Origin of the sequence: Acinetobacter sp. FDAARGOS_724 (genome assembly GCF_013364475.1) — a bacterium.
GTDB classification, from domain to species: Bacteria; Pseudomonadota; Gammaproteobacteria; order Pseudomonadales; family Moraxellaceae; genus Acinetobacter; species Acinetobacter variabilis.
Genome location: NZ_CP054908.1, coordinates 177,590 through 191,941 on the forward strand (window position 1 = coordinate 177,590; position 14,352 = coordinate 191,941).

Annotated in this window: 12 protein-coding genes and 2 pseudogenes; 7 read left to right on the plus strand and 7 right to left on the minus strand. The window is 44.9% G+C overall.

What is annotated here, in order from left to right; all coding sequences use genetic code 11:
* Nucleotides 1-62 precede the first annotated feature (62 nt).
* From yihA to FOC32_RS02195, 3 genes and pseudogenes are all read left to right on the plus strand, one after another.
* Nucleotides 63-980 carry a ribosome biogenesis GTP-binding protein YihA/YsxC gene (yihA, locus tag FOC32_RS02185; RefSeq protein ID WP_175966142.1) on the plus strand — a complete coding sequence of 306 codons (918 nt, stop codon included), beginning with the start codon at nucleotides 63-65 and terminating at the stop codon, nucleotides 978-980.
* Between the two features lie 102 nt (nucleotides 981-1,082).
* Nucleotides 1,083-1,815 (plus strand): annotated as a pseudogene (locus tag FOC32_RS02190) (metal-dependent hydrolase).
* Nucleotides 1,799-2,041 (plus strand): annotated as a pseudogene (locus tag FOC32_RS02195) (VOC family protein); the annotation flags it as partial. The pseudogenes FOC32_RS02190 and FOC32_RS02195, both read left to right, overlap by 17 nt.
* Nucleotides 2,042-2,087: 46 nt before the next feature.
* On the opposite strand, the gene FOC32_RS02200 reads toward FOC32_RS02195, so the two are convergent.
* Together FOC32_RS02200 and FOC32_RS02205 are read right to left on the minus strand one after the other, a co-directional pair.
* On the minus strand, nucleotides 2,088-3,326 hold the full coding sequence (locus tag FOC32_RS02200) for a dicarboxylate/amino acid:cation symporter (protein ID WP_175966144.1): 1,239 nt from the start codon (nucleotides 3,324-3,326) through the stop codon (nucleotides 2,088-2,090).
* A gap of 143 nt (nucleotides 3,327-3,469) precedes the next feature.
* On the minus strand, nucleotides 3,470-4,342 hold the full coding sequence (locus FOC32_RS02205; protein WP_004786947.1) for an acyl-CoA thioesterase: 873 nt from the start codon (nucleotides 4,340-4,342) through the stop codon (nucleotides 3,470-3,472).
* 282 nt (nucleotides 4,343-4,624) lie between these two features.
* On the opposite strand from FOC32_RS02205, the gene plsB reads away from it, so the two are divergent.
* Nucleotides 4,625-7,192, plus strand: coding sequence for a glycerol-3-phosphate 1-O-acyltransferase PlsB (plsB, locus tag FOC32_RS02210; RefSeq protein ID WP_175966146.1), 2,568 nt, complete (start codon nucleotides 4,625-4,627; stop codon nucleotides 7,190-7,192).
* Between the two features lie 175 nt (nucleotides 7,193-7,367).
* On the opposite strand, the gene FOC32_RS02215 is transcribed toward plsB, so the two are convergent.
* On the minus strand, nucleotides 7,368-8,180 hold the full coding sequence (locus tag FOC32_RS02215) for an NAD-dependent epimerase/dehydratase family protein (RefSeq protein ID WP_175966148.1): 813 nt from the start codon (nucleotides 8,178-8,180) through the stop codon (nucleotides 7,368-7,370).
* 33 nt (nucleotides 8,181-8,213) lie between these two features.
* On the opposite strand from FOC32_RS02215, the gene recG reads away from it, so the two are divergent.
* Both recG and FOC32_RS02225 read left to right on the plus strand, forming a co-directional pair.
* Nucleotides 8,214-10,259 carry an ATP-dependent DNA helicase RecG gene (gene recG / locus FOC32_RS02220; protein ID WP_175966150.1) on the plus strand — a complete coding sequence of 682 codons (2,046 nt, stop codon included), beginning with the start codon at nucleotides 8,214-8,216 and terminating at the stop codon, nucleotides 10,257-10,259.
* Entirely contained in the window at nucleotides 10,246-10,881 is a 636-nt protein-coding gene (locus FOC32_RS02225; RefSeq protein ID WP_175966151.1) for a ComF family protein, read from the plus strand. The genes recG and FOC32_RS02225 overlap by 14 nt, the downstream gene beginning before the upstream one ends.
* A gap of 1 nt (nucleotide 10,882) precedes the next feature.
* On the opposite strand, the gene FOC32_RS02230 is transcribed toward FOC32_RS02225, so the two are convergent.
* Together FOC32_RS02230 and FOC32_RS02235 are read right to left on the minus strand one after the other, a co-directional pair.
* Nucleotides 10,883-11,284: an NUDIX hydrolase gene (locus tag FOC32_RS02230; RefSeq protein ID WP_175966153.1), complete on the minus strand. Its 402-nt coding sequence runs from the start codon at nucleotides 11,282-11,284 to the stop codon at nucleotides 10,883-10,885.
* Between the two features lie 28 nt (nucleotides 11,285-11,312).
* Nucleotides 11,313-11,903 carry a TIGR00730 family Rossman fold protein gene (locus tag FOC32_RS02235; RefSeq protein WP_175966155.1) on the minus strand — a complete coding sequence of 197 codons (591 nt, stop codon included), beginning with the start codon at nucleotides 11,901-11,903 and terminating at the stop codon, nucleotides 11,313-11,315.
* Between the two features lie 152 nt (nucleotides 11,904-12,055).
* On the opposite strand from FOC32_RS02235, the gene FOC32_RS02240 reads away from it, so the two are divergent.
* Nucleotides 12,056-13,069, plus strand: a complete 1,014-nt coding sequence (locus FOC32_RS02240) for a CorA family divalent cation transporter (RefSeq protein WP_004786961.1) — start codon at nucleotides 12,056-12,058, stop codon at nucleotides 13,067-13,069.
* Between the two features lie 334 nt (nucleotides 13,070-13,403).
* Here the strand turns inward: FOC32_RS02240 and FOC32_RS02245 are convergent, their stop codons facing one another.
* A complete protein-coding gene (locus FOC32_RS02245; protein WP_175966157.1) occupies nucleotides 13,404-13,694 on the minus strand; it encodes an STAS domain-containing protein in 291 nt (96 codons plus the stop codon).
* A 12-nt stretch (nucleotides 13,695-13,706) separates the two neighbouring features.
* The gene (locus tag FOC32_RS02250; protein WP_004786965.1) at nucleotides 13,707-14,342 is read right to left on the minus strand and encodes an MlaC/ttg2D family ABC transporter substrate-binding protein; all 636 of its coding nucleotides are present in this window, start codon (nucleotides 14,340-14,342) and stop codon (nucleotides 13,707-13,709) included.
* Nucleotides 14,343-14,352 lie beyond the last annotated feature (10 nt).

The window sequence follows — 14,352 nt, forward strand, 5'->3', positions numbered from 1 at the left end:
CGCTTGCCCGCCCGACTTCCTTTATAATAGCTTCTTGTATAATTAGTCATTGAAGTTGAGTCATGCATCACAGCAGAGGAAAGTCGAAAAACAGTAAGGCATCAAATGCCCCAAAGCAAAAGATCAGCTATGAAAAAAAGGTCGATCCAGCCATTACTGAATATTCGGTACAAGCCCTCAACTGGTTACGCAAAGCTGAGTTCCTGATGAGTGCACCCAAGCTGAGCTTGTGTGTAGAAGATACCGGTTATGAAGTGGCTTTTGCTGGCCGCTCTAATGCAGGTAAATCGAGTGCCATCAATGCCCTGACCAATCAGAAACAGTTGGCCCGTGCGTCCAAAAAACCAGGCCGTACCCAGATGATCAACTTCTTTAGCCTTGGCAATCCGGATCAGCGTCTGGTCGATTTACCGGGTTATGGCTATGCAGCGGTCCCAGAAGCCATGAAAATTGTCTGGCAGAAAGAACTGGAAAACTATTTGATTCACCGTAAGAGCCTGCAAGGTTTAGTGCTGCTAATGGATATCCGTCATCCGCTACAACACTTTGATGTGATGATGCTGGAATGGGCGTATTCACGTAAATTATTCGTACATGTTCTGCTGACCAAAGCCGACAAACTGAACCGTGGCCCCGCTTCGAAAGCGCTACAAGAAGTGAAAGCCAAACTGAAAAAGATGAAGCTGGATTTCTCGATTCAACTATTCTCTTCTCTAAACAAGCAAGGTTTGGAAGAATTGGCCAGTGTGATGGGCGGCCGTTTGAACTTCACTTTGAATCAAGCACCTGAATTTGATCTGGACAGCATTCCTGAAGCTTCAATGCATGATTTAAACGAAGCTGATGAACCATTTGAATTATTAGAAGATGAAGATGAGACCAACAGCGCTCATGAAGTCACTGCCAGTGAACTGAATGATCTGGACGCGCCTCTAGAAGCCGATCCAGCTGAGATTGTCGAACAGGATCCACAAAAATAAGCCGAATGAGTTTCATCGGATAAAAGAATGTCCCGTATTGCCTGCTGCAATTCGGGATATTTTTTTCATACTGTCTTGATCAAGCAGTGATGGATTCACACCATGTCTTTACTTTCGCGCTTCAAAACAACAAGAATTGGCTCTTCCATTTCCTATTTTATCCAGCCTCGCAAAGTCAGCTTTGAATGGCAAGACACTCCAGTCGACTGGATTCCTGATCAGCCCTTTGCCAGTTACTTCGTCAATGAAATTAACAATATTCTACCCGCGGGTGAACTTTGGTTCTGCCGTTTATATAACAAAGTCCTCCCCCAGATCACTGACGAAAAATTAAAGCATGATGTGCAGGCGTTTATCCGTCAGGAAGCCATGCATGCCCAGGCACATAATTCGGCCAATAAAGAATATTTATCTGAACGTCAGATTGATATCCAGCGCAATCTGGACATCATGTATTTCCTATTTAACAAGCTGCTCGCCGATCAGCCATTCGGTCTCAAAATTCCTAAAATCTTAGAACACCAATGGGATCTGTTTCGTCTCGGTATCATTGCGACGATAGAACATATGACCTATGTCTTGGGTAAATATGCACTCTAGAATACTGAATGGGAACGTCTGGGTGCTGATCCGAATATGCTGGATCTGGAAAGAATGGTTGCGTATTTCTCAGTTTGATAACCGCCTGCTACCTAATCCGCTGTGGTTAGTATCCCAACAGCTCGTCTACTTAATGCCCTGGTATGATCCGGTGCATGAAGGCAGTACCGATGATGCGCTGCATTATCTCGACCATTCACAGGCAGCCAAACGTGCTACTCTCAAAGTCGCTTAAGTTTGCCTTATGGCCACAGCGTAGTATCCAGCAAGATACCGGTCGGGAGCCGAGTCCAATCTGTCCGACTCAAATGACTCTGGGACATAATGTTTATAGTCCCTTAGAAGTCGATCAAGCAATGGCACAGGCAGAACGTGCCGGTGCTAAAATTATTAAACCTGCACACACGACTTTTTATGGCGGATATGCAGGTTATTTTCAGGATCCCAATGGTCATCTCTAGGAAATTGTCTGGAATCCAGACTTAGATAAAGCTGAATTAGCAAAGATTAAACTGGCACTTCAGGCTCGCGGGTATGTCGATCTACCACCACACTAATCATCATATCGCCCTGTACATTGACCACAGTACGTACGGTATCCAGCAGACGGTCTATCGGAAGTAAAATCGCAATCGCTTCAGCAGGCAGCCCCACCGATTGTAGCACCATGATCATGGTGACCATGCCGGCGCTTGGAATGCCCGGTGCGCCTAGGGACGCAATCATTGCCGTGGCACAAACCACCAGCTGCTGACCTAAGGTTAGATCCAGCCCCATCAGATTGGCAATAAACAAAGCTGCGGCTGCTTCATAAAGTGCTGTTCCATCCATATTCAGCTGCGTGCCAAGTGGAATCACAAAACCGGCTGTTTGCGGACGTACCCCTAGATTTTCCTGCGCGCACTTTAAAGAAATTGGCATGGTTGCCGAACTGGAACTGGTGGCAAAGGCGGTAATTAATGCACTACGGGTGCCTTTAAAAAAGGTCAGTGGATTCATTTTTCCGAAGATCCATAGCAATAACGGCAACACCACTATCCCATGAAAAATTGTGGTACCTGTCACGACTGCCGCAAACTCGGCCAGACGGCTCAGTACTGAAATATCTTCAGTGGCAATTAACTTGGCGAGTAATGCAAAAATCCCAATCGGTGCCAGTTTCATGATCCAGCCAATCATCAACATCATGATGTCAAAAAACTGGTGACTGAGCTTACGCACAGTACGGAAGCTGTCTCCACCTGCGACCAGAGCCACACCGATAAATAGAGCAAAAATTACAACGGCTAGGACATTGCCATCAGCAAAGGCCTTAAAAGGATTGATTAGGGTATTCTGAATAAAATTAGTAAAGAAAGACGACGGCGTTAAGGTATCAGGCGTTTGATGCTGAGCCATGGCATCCTGAAACATCACCACATTCACACCTCTCCCTACATCAAACAGATGTGCACAAGTGAGGCCAAGAATCAGTGCCAATGAGGTGGTGGTCACACAACACAGCAAAGTAATTTTCCAGGTTCGACTCAGCTGTCCCCCCGCCTGCAGATTAGACACACCAACCACGATTGAAGTAAAAATCAGGGGAATCAAAATCATTTTCAGCAGGCCAATAAAAAGGCTGCTGGCAATTCCAATCCCGTACAGGCCGACATCAAAAAATGTGCTTTGCGGAAATAAAGTCAGTAAAAATCCAAACAGTACCCCCAATACGGCGGCAATTAAAATCTGCGTATTTAAGCTCATTTTACATGCATTTTTAATATTGATCTTAAGGGCAATATGCCATGCAAATGCTGGAGAATCGAGTAATTTTTTATAAAGAGTCGTGCTTAAAAAAACATAAAGCCGGATCTGGGATCCGGCTTTATTTAGATTAAAAGTACGCTTTACTGGGTTTCAATTTCACGTAAACGGATCAAGCCTTCTTGTGTGGTACTACAGACCAGCTCACCATTTTGCCACATACGGCCAAAGTTCAGACCACGTGAACTGGCACTTTGAGTAGCGTCCATATCGTATAACATCCATTCATCTACCCGGAACGGTTTATGGAAATACATGGCGTGATCAATACTAGCACATTGCAAGCTTGGTGAAAGATAACTCAAACCATGCGGACGTAGCGCCGTGGTCATTAAGGTAAAGTCTGAATAGAAAGCAGCAATCGCCTGATGTAGGGAAATTTCATCCACTTCTGCAGCAATCTTTCCATGAGTACGGATATAGTGCGCATAATTCGGCGCTTCCGGTTGTGGCTGGAATGGATTCACTGGCATTACAGGGCGAATTTCGACATGACGGTCGCGCATGAAAGACGCACGCACATTTTCCGGAATAAATTCGATAATCTGTCGGGTTAACTCTGCTTCATTTTTTAGACTTTCTGCCGGTGGATATTCAGGTTCTGAAATCTGATAGTTCAGACCTTCTTCCTGATGCGCAAAAGAAACCATACACATGAAAATGGTACGACCATGCTGAATGGCGCGAACCTGACGACTGACGAAACTTTTGCCATCACGGATACGGTCTACTTCATAAATGATAGGTGCGTTGACATCGCCACCAAACAGGAAATAGGCATGCAATGAATGCGCAGGACGATCTGTAGTATAAGACGCAGCACGTAGGGCCTGTCCCAGAACCTGCCCACCAAATACGCGCTTGCCTACCAGATTACGGCTAATTCCCCGAAAAATATTTTCTTCTAACTTTTCTAAACTGAGCAGCTCGACCAGTTCCTGTGTTAAGGCATTCATAAGCAACCTGTGTGATATTGGCAAGATCCAGAAGTGTAGAAATAAATCTATACAATTTATTCTGAATATTCTGCCATAAAATCCAGGCAATCTTCTAAAGATTGATTGACTGTTCTGTCAACTGCTCTTGCAACTTACTAGGAAAAACATCTGCTTTCGCGCTAAAATTGAACCACTTCGATTGAATTTGTCAGAAAATGACATATTGTTTGTTTTTATAATCAATCAAAATAAATTCCCTCAGAAATTCTGTAGTTTTGGTCAGTAAAATTAGGAGTAACTATGTCCAAGAGTGGCTTTGGTCAAATGTATCGCAAGCTTTCAAGTAAGCTACTTGATCTTGTGGTCACCCCGCATGTTCTTGGGAAAGTACCAAGTGAAGTGACAACTCCTACTACTGACCAGATTCCGGCAGCGCAGCAGAAAATTGTCTGCTATATCTTGCAGAATCATTCACGCAGTAATGCGCTGGTAGTTGATGCAGAAACTCGCCGTTTAAATATGCCACCTGCGCTCGATCCTCTACAGATTGGTGACAGCAAGGAAAAGGCTTCAGTGCTGTTCCTGCAATACCATGATGAGAATAATCTGCTTAGCTCACCACCACATGCCTTTCCACCACGTCTGTTACGTCTGATTGAAGTACTCGAAAAAAATCCTGAACTAGACGTGGAACTAGTACCGGTCACTGTGCTCTGGGGTCGTGATCCTGAAAAAGAAGATTCCTGGTTCAAGCTTTTATTTACCGATACCTGGTCAACACCAAGCCGAGTCAAACAGCTGGTGAATATCGGTCTGCATGGCCGCCAGTCTTATCTGGAGTTTCATGAGCCGCAATCTTTACGCGCCCTCATGGACTTTGCCAAAGAAACCTATCCAAATTCAGCGCCAGCAACCTATATTGTTAGCCGACTAAATGATTATCTAGATGCACAGCGTGAAGTGATTCTCGGCCCTGACCTGTCAGATCGCCGTAATGTGATGCATGGCCTGATTAAATCTCCGGATGTACAGGCGGCTATTCGTAATGAAATTATCCGTAGCAAAATCAGTATGCTGGAAGCAGAACGTCGTGCGATTGGCTATCTGAATGAAATTGTATCGGACTATTCTCATTCTACCGTGCGCTTCGCCGATAAAGCCCTGACCCGTTTATGGACCCAGCTCTATGACGGTGTTGAAGTGCATAATTTCAGTACCGTGCGTGAACTGGCCAAAGATTATGAAATTGTCTATACGCCATGTCACCGCAGTCATATCGACTATTTGTTATTGTCTTACGTAATCTATCGCCGTGGCCTAATGGTGCCTTATATTGCGGCAGGCGATAACCTGAACATGCCATTTGTGGGTCAGATCTTACGGGGTGGTGGTGCTTTCTTTATCCGTCGTACCTTCCGAGGTAATGCACTTTATACCACCGTATTTAAAGAATATCTGTATAGCGTGCTGTCGCGTAATACTCCACTGGAATACTTTATCGAAGGTGGCCGTTCACGTACTGGTCGTCTGCTGCCACCAAAAACCGGCATGCTGGCGATGACCATACATGGTCATTTACGTGGCAAGGCCAAGCCAATTGTCTTTGTTCCGACTTATATCGGCTATGAACGCCTGATGGAAGGTGGTACTTATGTCGGTGAGATGAACGGCAAGCCGAAAGAAGCAGAATCTATTTTCGGTATCCTGAAAACCTTGCGCAAAATTGAACGTATTTTTGGCAAGGTCCATCTGAATTTCGGTGAACCAGTATTTCTGGATGACATCCTGAAACAGCACGGTGCAGAACATATCAAAATTGAAAAGAATGATGATCCGATTCCGCAGCCGGTATCCGACGCAGTCAACAGTTCCGCTCAAGCCATTCTGGAAAATATCAACCGTGCAGTCGTGGTGAATCCAGTTTCTCTGCTGTCACTCATTTTATTGGCAACACCGAAACATACCCTGGACGAAGAAATCTGTATCAAGCAGCTGGATACCTACCGTAATCTGCTGGTGGCTTTACCTTATGATGAGCGTATGCAAATTACCTCACTTTCAGGTAAAGAGATTATTGCCTATGCAATGAAGCTCAAGCTGATCAAACGGGTGAAACATGTTCTGGGCGATATTATTGCGATTGAAGATAATCAGGCTGTATTTCTGACCTATTTCCGTAATAACATCGTGCATAGTTTTGTACTGCCTTCCCTGATTGCAGCACTGGTAGAACACAACGGCATGATTCGTCGTGAAGATGCGATTAATGCCAGCAGTACGCTCTATCCGTTCTTGAAAGCCGAGCTGTTCCTGAAATGGAAAGAAGACGAAATTCAGCAACACGTTGACGCATATATCGATGCTTTACTTGCAACCAACCTGATCAGTGAAGATGGTGAAAATCTGGTAGCACCGGCACCAAATACTGAAGCACATCACCAGCTTGAAGTTCTGGCTGCTCCAGTGACCCAAAGTCTAGAACGTTACTATATGACACTGGCTTTAATCACTCAGCGTGGACCAGGCAACATTTCGACCCGTCAGGTGGAAGAACTCAGTCATCTGGTTGGGCAACGCCTTTCTGTACTATATGAATTCAACTCACCAGAATTTTTTGATAAAGCCTTATTCCAAAGCTTTATCAAAGTTTTGACGCAAAAAGGCTATATCTGTACCAACGAAGACAATGCCATTGTCTATGATGAGCAGCTAACCAATGTTGCGCAGTATGCAGATCTGGTACTGGATGAAGTGAAGCTGCAAATGCTGCATCACATCACGTCCTTTACCGATGAAGAGCTGAAAGAAGCATTAGATGCAGTTGCGGCTGAACAAGCCAAGAAACGTGCGAAGCGCAAGAAAAAGTAAAGCTTAAGTAAAGGAAAAGAGAGGTTTTGGCCTCTCTTTTTTTGCTTGGGAATTAATAAAAATAATAGATATTCCCTCTCCTTTTAGGAGATGAGCAGCACTGCTGCGCAAGGGAGAGGTGATTTAAAAAACCCTCCTCCTAACCTCCTCCCAGAGGAAGGAGGAACTTCCAAATTTATAAATCAGTCTTATTCATCAACCCTACATAATCCTGAAAACAATCTGGATATTGTAATTCAAATCCCATCTTTTCAATTCTTGTGGCATACAGCTTTTTACCCGTCACCCTGTCACTTTCCACTTTCAATATAGGTACGCCCATCTGCTGCTGAAACCATTGCAGGACTTCATGCAGAAGTCTTGGCTGATTATTGGTCAAAATATATGAAGAATCAGGATGTTCCACGTGAATCATCTGAGCTAGAAAACGTGATAAGTCTTCAATATGAATCCGATTCGACCAATGCAGATTTGGATAGCTGGTCATTGATGCTGCCATTTTCTGCATACGTGCCACAGAAACCCCATAAATCCCACTTGGGCGAATAATGGTGCATTGTTCAGGATAAGCCGCGAGATATACCTGTTCCATCTGATGCAGAATTTCACCTTGAACATCATTCGGATAAATTTCAGTTTCATCATCCACGCTTTCACCTGCATTCTGTCCATAAACCCGGGTTGATGACACCACCACCATTCTTTTTACCGGATGGAATTTCAAGGCAGTGACGATTGGCTGAACCGAATCCAGATAAGTATGCTGATAGGCTTCGACACCACTCTGTTTGGGAGTGAGTAACACATAGACCCAATCTATCGGAGCGACTACACTTAAATCCAGAGTGTGCACATCCTGAATCAGATGAGTTGCGAATGAATCTGTTTTGGGGCTTTGGCTAATTGTGCTAATTTGATGACCTTGCTCAAATAATTGTTTAGCTACCCGCTCGGATGTTTTACCATAACCAATAAATAAAATATGCATTCGACACCGAATCACAGACCTGGTTGAGGGGACATGGCTGCAGTCCATCAGTTACAAGGCGTTGGCAATGCCGCCGCTGCTTTACTCGAAAAACTACATATCTTTAATACTGATGATTTGCTTTTTCATCTACCACGTGACTATGAAGACCGTAGCACGATCATTCCCATGAATCAATTGACAGTGGGACGCAGCTATTTGCTGGAAGGTGTCGTGAAAGGGGTTGATTTCCCTCCCGGTAAACGCAAGTCCATGGCGGTGTTACTGGATGATGATTCTGGCAAAGTAACCTTGCGCTTTTATCATATTTATAAAGGCATTACCGATCGCTGCAAGCTCGGTAACCGTTTAAGAGTCTTTGGTGAAGTGCGAGTCGGTGCCCGTGGCCTGGAAATGTATCATCCAGAGCTGCAAGTGATTACTGAACATACACCTCTGCCTCATACCCAACTCACCTCGATCTATCCGGCAACCGAAGGACTGACTCAGCCCAAGCTGCGGGAATATATTAAACAGGCACTAGAACTGCATAGTGATGATTTGCCTGAACTGTTGCCACAAAAATTTAGCAATGGTTATGGCCTGAAGCAGGCATTGGAATATATTCATCATCCGCCGCTGAACGCCAATATGTTGCAGCTCACTCAAGGCTCACATCCGGCACAGCAGCGTCTGATTTTTGAGGAACTGGTAGCACATCAAATTAGTTTGCTGACCCGGCGTGCTTTTATTCAGCAGATTGAAGCCCCTTCATTTTTCCCGAGTAAAACCTATGCCAAACAGCTTCTGGCTGGTTTGCCTTTCGAAATGACCGGTGCGCAAAAACGTGTATCCAAAGAAATTGCCATAGACCTGAAACAGAATAAACCGATGCTACGTCTGGTGCAGGGTGATGTGGGTGCAGGAAAAACCTTAGTGGCCGGTGTAGCAGCTTGTCATGCCCTAGAAGAAGGTTGGCAAGTCGCGCTGATGGCACCCACTGAAATTCTGGCCGAACAGCATTACCTCAACTTCAAGCGCTGGTTCGAACCACTCGGTTTAAATGTCGCCTGGCTTTCCGGGAAACAGAAAGGTAAAGCGCGTGCTGCAGCAGAGCAAGTGATCCGTGATGGCAGCGCGCATCTTGTGGTAGGCACACATGCCCTGTTTCAGGAAAATGTCGAGTTTGCCAAACTGGGCTTAGTGATTATTGATGAGCAGCATCGTTTTGGGGTCGATCAACGCTTAGCCTTGAGAAATAAAGGCTTGGATGGCATGTCGCCGCATCAACTGGTCATGACCGCGACCCCGATTCCACGCACGCTTGCCATGTCAGCCTATGGGGATCTGGATACTTCGATTATTGATGAACTCCCACCGGGCCGTACCCCGATCCAGACTGTGACTATTCCGTTAGATCGGCGAGAAGAGGTTTTGCAACGGATTGCCACGAATTGTGCTGAAGGTAAGCAAGCTTATTGGGTATGTACCTTGGTAGAACAGTCTGAAACACTGGATGCCCAAGCTGCAGAAGCAACCTTTGCCGAAATTAAGGAACGCTTTCCTGAACTGAATATCGGTCTGGTACATGGCAAGATGAAAGCTGATGAAAAACAGGCAGTCATGCAGGAATTCAAAGACAATAAACTGCAGCTACTCATTGCTACAACCGTAATTGAAGTCGGAGTCGATGTCCCGAATGCGTCCATTATGGTGATTGAAAATGCCGAGCGTCTCGGCCTGTCACAACTACATCAGCTGCGTGGTCGGGTTGGCCGGGGTGCCAAAGCCAGTTTCTGTGCCCTCCTTTACAAAAATCCATTGTCCCAAAATGGTCAGGAACGTCTGCGCATCATGCGCGAAACCAATGATGGTTTTATCATTGCCGAGAAAGATCTGGAATTACGTGGTCCAGGTGAATTACTGGGTACCAAACAGACCGGTGATATGGGTTTCCGTGTAGCCAAGCTGGAACGTGATGATCACTTGTTAAATCAGGCCCATTATGTCGCCCAGCAGATGCTAAAAGATTATCCGAAACAGGCGGATGCATTATTAAAACGCTGGCTACCTGAGGCTCCACGCTATGCCTATGTTTAAGCTTTTACAACAGGGTAAACTCTGGCTGAATCGTTTACAGCCTTGTCAGCTGTGCCAGACAGATTATCAAAACCTGCATTCTGTCTGTCAGGATTGCTGGCAACAGTTACCTTGGGCACATCAGACCATTCAGCGTCAGGAAATGCAGTTTCAGGTGGCGTGTGACTATGCCTACCCGATGGATCGCCTGATTCAATTATTTAAATATGAGCAAAAGCTGCATCTGGAACCATTATTGGCAGGTGCATTACTGGCTTTAAAATTTCCTAAAGTCAGTGCAGTGGTTCCTATGCCGATTTCAACCGAACGGCTGGTCGAACGTGGCTATAATCAATCCCTATTACTGGCCAAGCATGTTGCCAAACACTTACAAGTTCCCGTCTGGCAGCCCATTGAACGACTCAAGCAACATTCACAAAAAGGCTTAAGCCGTCTGGAACGTATCGAAGACATTGAAGCCCAATTCAGGGTCACTACCTCTTCAAAAGTTCGTTATCGTAAGGTTTTAATTATTGATGATGTGGTTACGACTGGCAGCTCGATTCGAGCTTTAAGCCAGCAACTGGAAAAACTGGGCTGCCAGCAGATTTATGCCGCTTGTCTGGCAGGAGCCAAACTTTAAATCAGGCTTGTACCAACAAGTTCTTTTTAACCCAGGGTATGACAATTTCTGTAGTCAGTGGTGCAAGTTTCACATCTTCCTGATCCAGATCCACCCATTTCATCTCGGCAATCTCAGCTTCAATATGTGGTTCGCCATCTAATTGCACCAGATAAACATAACTGACCAGTTGATGATCCGGTTCGTTGGCAGTTTGAGTTTCAAAACGCCCGATAAATTGCTGAATCTCAGCCTGACAGCCAATTTCTTCCTGAATTTCACGTAGCAGGGTGCGTTCAGGTGCTTCATCCGGTTCCAACTTGCCACCGACTTGCATGAAACAGTCAGTATTTTTCTTACGAACCACCAGCAGCTGCTGATCAGAATTCAAAATAATGGCAGCTGCAACGGTAATAATTTTCATGAATTCGGAACGATCAAATGGGAAATACTTATTTTACGAGATCTTCCTGATCGACCATACCCCATTTTGCTTCAGGCGGCTGGTAGTCTTGAAATTTTTGCAAAATTTCTTCGAAGTCATCACTCACAATCAAAGCTTCAGTAAAACGTGGCTTGGTAAAACCTTTGTCTGTGGTCATCTGAATGAATTTAAGCAGATCATCATAAAAGCCATCGACATTAAGAAAAGCACAAGGTTTTTTATGAATCCCGAGTTGAGCCCAAGTCCACTGCTCAAAAATTTCCTCGAGCGTTCCAGCCCCACCTGGAATGGCAATAAAACCATCGGAGAGTTCTGACATTTTGGTCTTACGCTCATGCATATTATCGACCACATACAACTTGGTAATATGCGGATGTGCCAGTTCGCGATTTACCAAGGGTCTTGGAATGACACCAATGACCTCGCCCCCTGCAGCTAAGGCACTATCTGCTACAATGCCCATTAATCCGGAACGACCCCCACCATAAATTAGTGTTTGCTGTCTTTTTGCCAGGGTTTGGCCTACCTTTTCGGCAATTTGTTTATAACTAGGTTCAGAACCTAGCGCTGAGCCACAGAAAATTGCGATAGAATTCATCATTTTCACCATTGCATTGCCGGTATATAGTACGCAGGCAGCGCCTGAGAGTTTTTTTTCAAAAATAACTGCACAATCAGTGTTTTTATTCAATTCCTTGTCTAAAATACACGCATTTAGATTAACATACTGCGCAAGGGAGAAAAGACAGCATGCTTGAAGCCTTTTACGCCACAGAGCGCGGTAGCCTAGAAGATGCCACCATCAATGGTGATTTCGACCTGCATCCGGAACTGGTTTGGATAGATTTAATTGCGCCTTCACAAGAAGAACAGCAATGGATTCTGGATGCCTATGAGCAAAACCTGCCCACCTTAAAATCTCTGGAAGATATTTCTTCGAGTGCCCGATTTTACCGTGATGATGACGGTATTTTGCACATCAGTACCTATTTCTTAACGAAAAATAAAAATTATCAGGTCGAAAGTGAACATGAGGATGATGCCAGCATCCTCGCGACAGTTCAGACAGTCGCTTTCATTTTACATAAAGACCGGCTCTTTACCCTGCGTGGTGAAAAGCTGGTAGCTTTCCGGGCCTTTCGTGCCCGTGCACGTCGCAATGATTATGATATTGACTATAAAGATCCGACCTGGATTCTGCTCGGTTTACTCGAAGCCAAACTGGATGAGCTAGCGGATATTCTGGAAGATGTACATAAGGATCTGGAAAAATACTCAACTGAAGTTCTGAATAACCGGCATCGTGAACAGATCCTTGATCTGGATGACATGATTACCCGTCTGGCCCAACTGGAAGATATGCTCGGAAAAGCTCAGCTGTGTCTGATCGATTTACGACGGGTACTTACCTTCCTGTCACGTCCACGAGCCTTAGGCAGTCATATTTATGATGCGGATATTCGGGAACTCAGTGAAGACGTCCGCTCACTGGTCGAGCATGATGCCTTCCTGTTCCAGAAAGTCCGCTTCTTGCTGGATACCACGTCCGGATTCATTAACACTGAACAGAATGATACGATCCGTCGCTTCTCGATTTTACCAAGTATGCTCGCGCCACCCATGCTGATTGCCAGTATTTACGGGATGAACACTGATGTCTTGCCTTTCGCTCAAGGTTCGATGAGCTTTGTGATGGTGAGCATTATTATTATGGGCTTCCTGATTGGGCCATTGATTTACTTTAGATGGAAGAAGTGGATTTAGAATACCTCCTAAAGGAAGAATTTCCTTTTCCTTTCAGGTAATGAGCAGCACTGCTACGCAAGGGTGAGGTCAGAATTAACCCTCTCTAACTCTCTTGTGCTTAGATTTAAGGCAGTGCTTTAAATCTCGTCCAGAGAGAAAAGACTTCCAATATTTGCCTAAAGTTCGAGTCTAGACCCATTTCTCCACTTTTTAAAATACAAGTTCCCTCTCCTTTCAGGAGAGGGTTAGGGAGAGGTTAATTAACTAATCCCTCCTAAGCTCCCTTTGAGAAAGGGAGGAACTTTTTTAAAATATATCGGCAATAAAAAAGCACCTTTCGGTGCTTTTTTATTTACTGAATGATCTGTAAATCATCCTGCAAATGACAGGCCTGAATGATCTTCATCATTTTCCCAGGAACCGCTTTAAACTGTAGTCCTCGTGCTTGTGGAGTTTGGCGCAACAAGCGCACCAGAACTGCCAAAGCCAAAGTACTACCCTGCTCAAGTCCAGCCAGATTAACTACCACAGGAAACTTGTCCTGTGACTGAATGACGCGCAGACCCTCTAAGTAATAGCTTTGCGCATTGTCAGCGTCAATCTTACCTGAAACCTGCAGTTCCTGATTATTGAATTGAATCACAGCTCACCTATCTTATTTTTTCTTGTCAATCGCCGCTTCAGCATCTGGCTTGAAGTTAGCAATGGCTTTATCCAGGTTGCCACCATTACGTTTTACTGTAGCCGCAAACTGGTTACGGAACTGCAGACCTAGGTCAATACCAGACACATTGATGTTACGGATTTTCCATTGTGAACCTTTATCAACCAGCTGGAAAGCAACCGGAATTTTCTCGCCTTTATTATTAAAGTCGATGGTCACCACAGGATTTTTGCTGTTAGTCGCCTTGTAAGGACGAACGCTGTAAGTCTGGTTACTGAACTTAGAGAAAGCCGTACCATAATTTTCAATCAGGGTTTCACGGAAGTTTTTTTCAAACTGTGCACGCTGCGCTGCAGTACTATACTGATTGGTCGCATAAGTCCCCATCACAATCCGGGTAAACGATTGTGAATCGATATATGGGTCAAGATTCTGACGGACAATCGTTTTCACAAGCGCAGGATTATTCTGCAATTTGGCATGATCGGTTTTAAGACGATCAATCAAATTGTCTGCAACTCTTTTAATAAAAGCAGGTGGGGCTTCAGACGGTGCAGCAAACACTGTACCAGCAACCATTGTTGAAAGAATGCTTGCAGCAAGCGTTTGTTTTACTAAAGTCTTCACTCAAATCTCC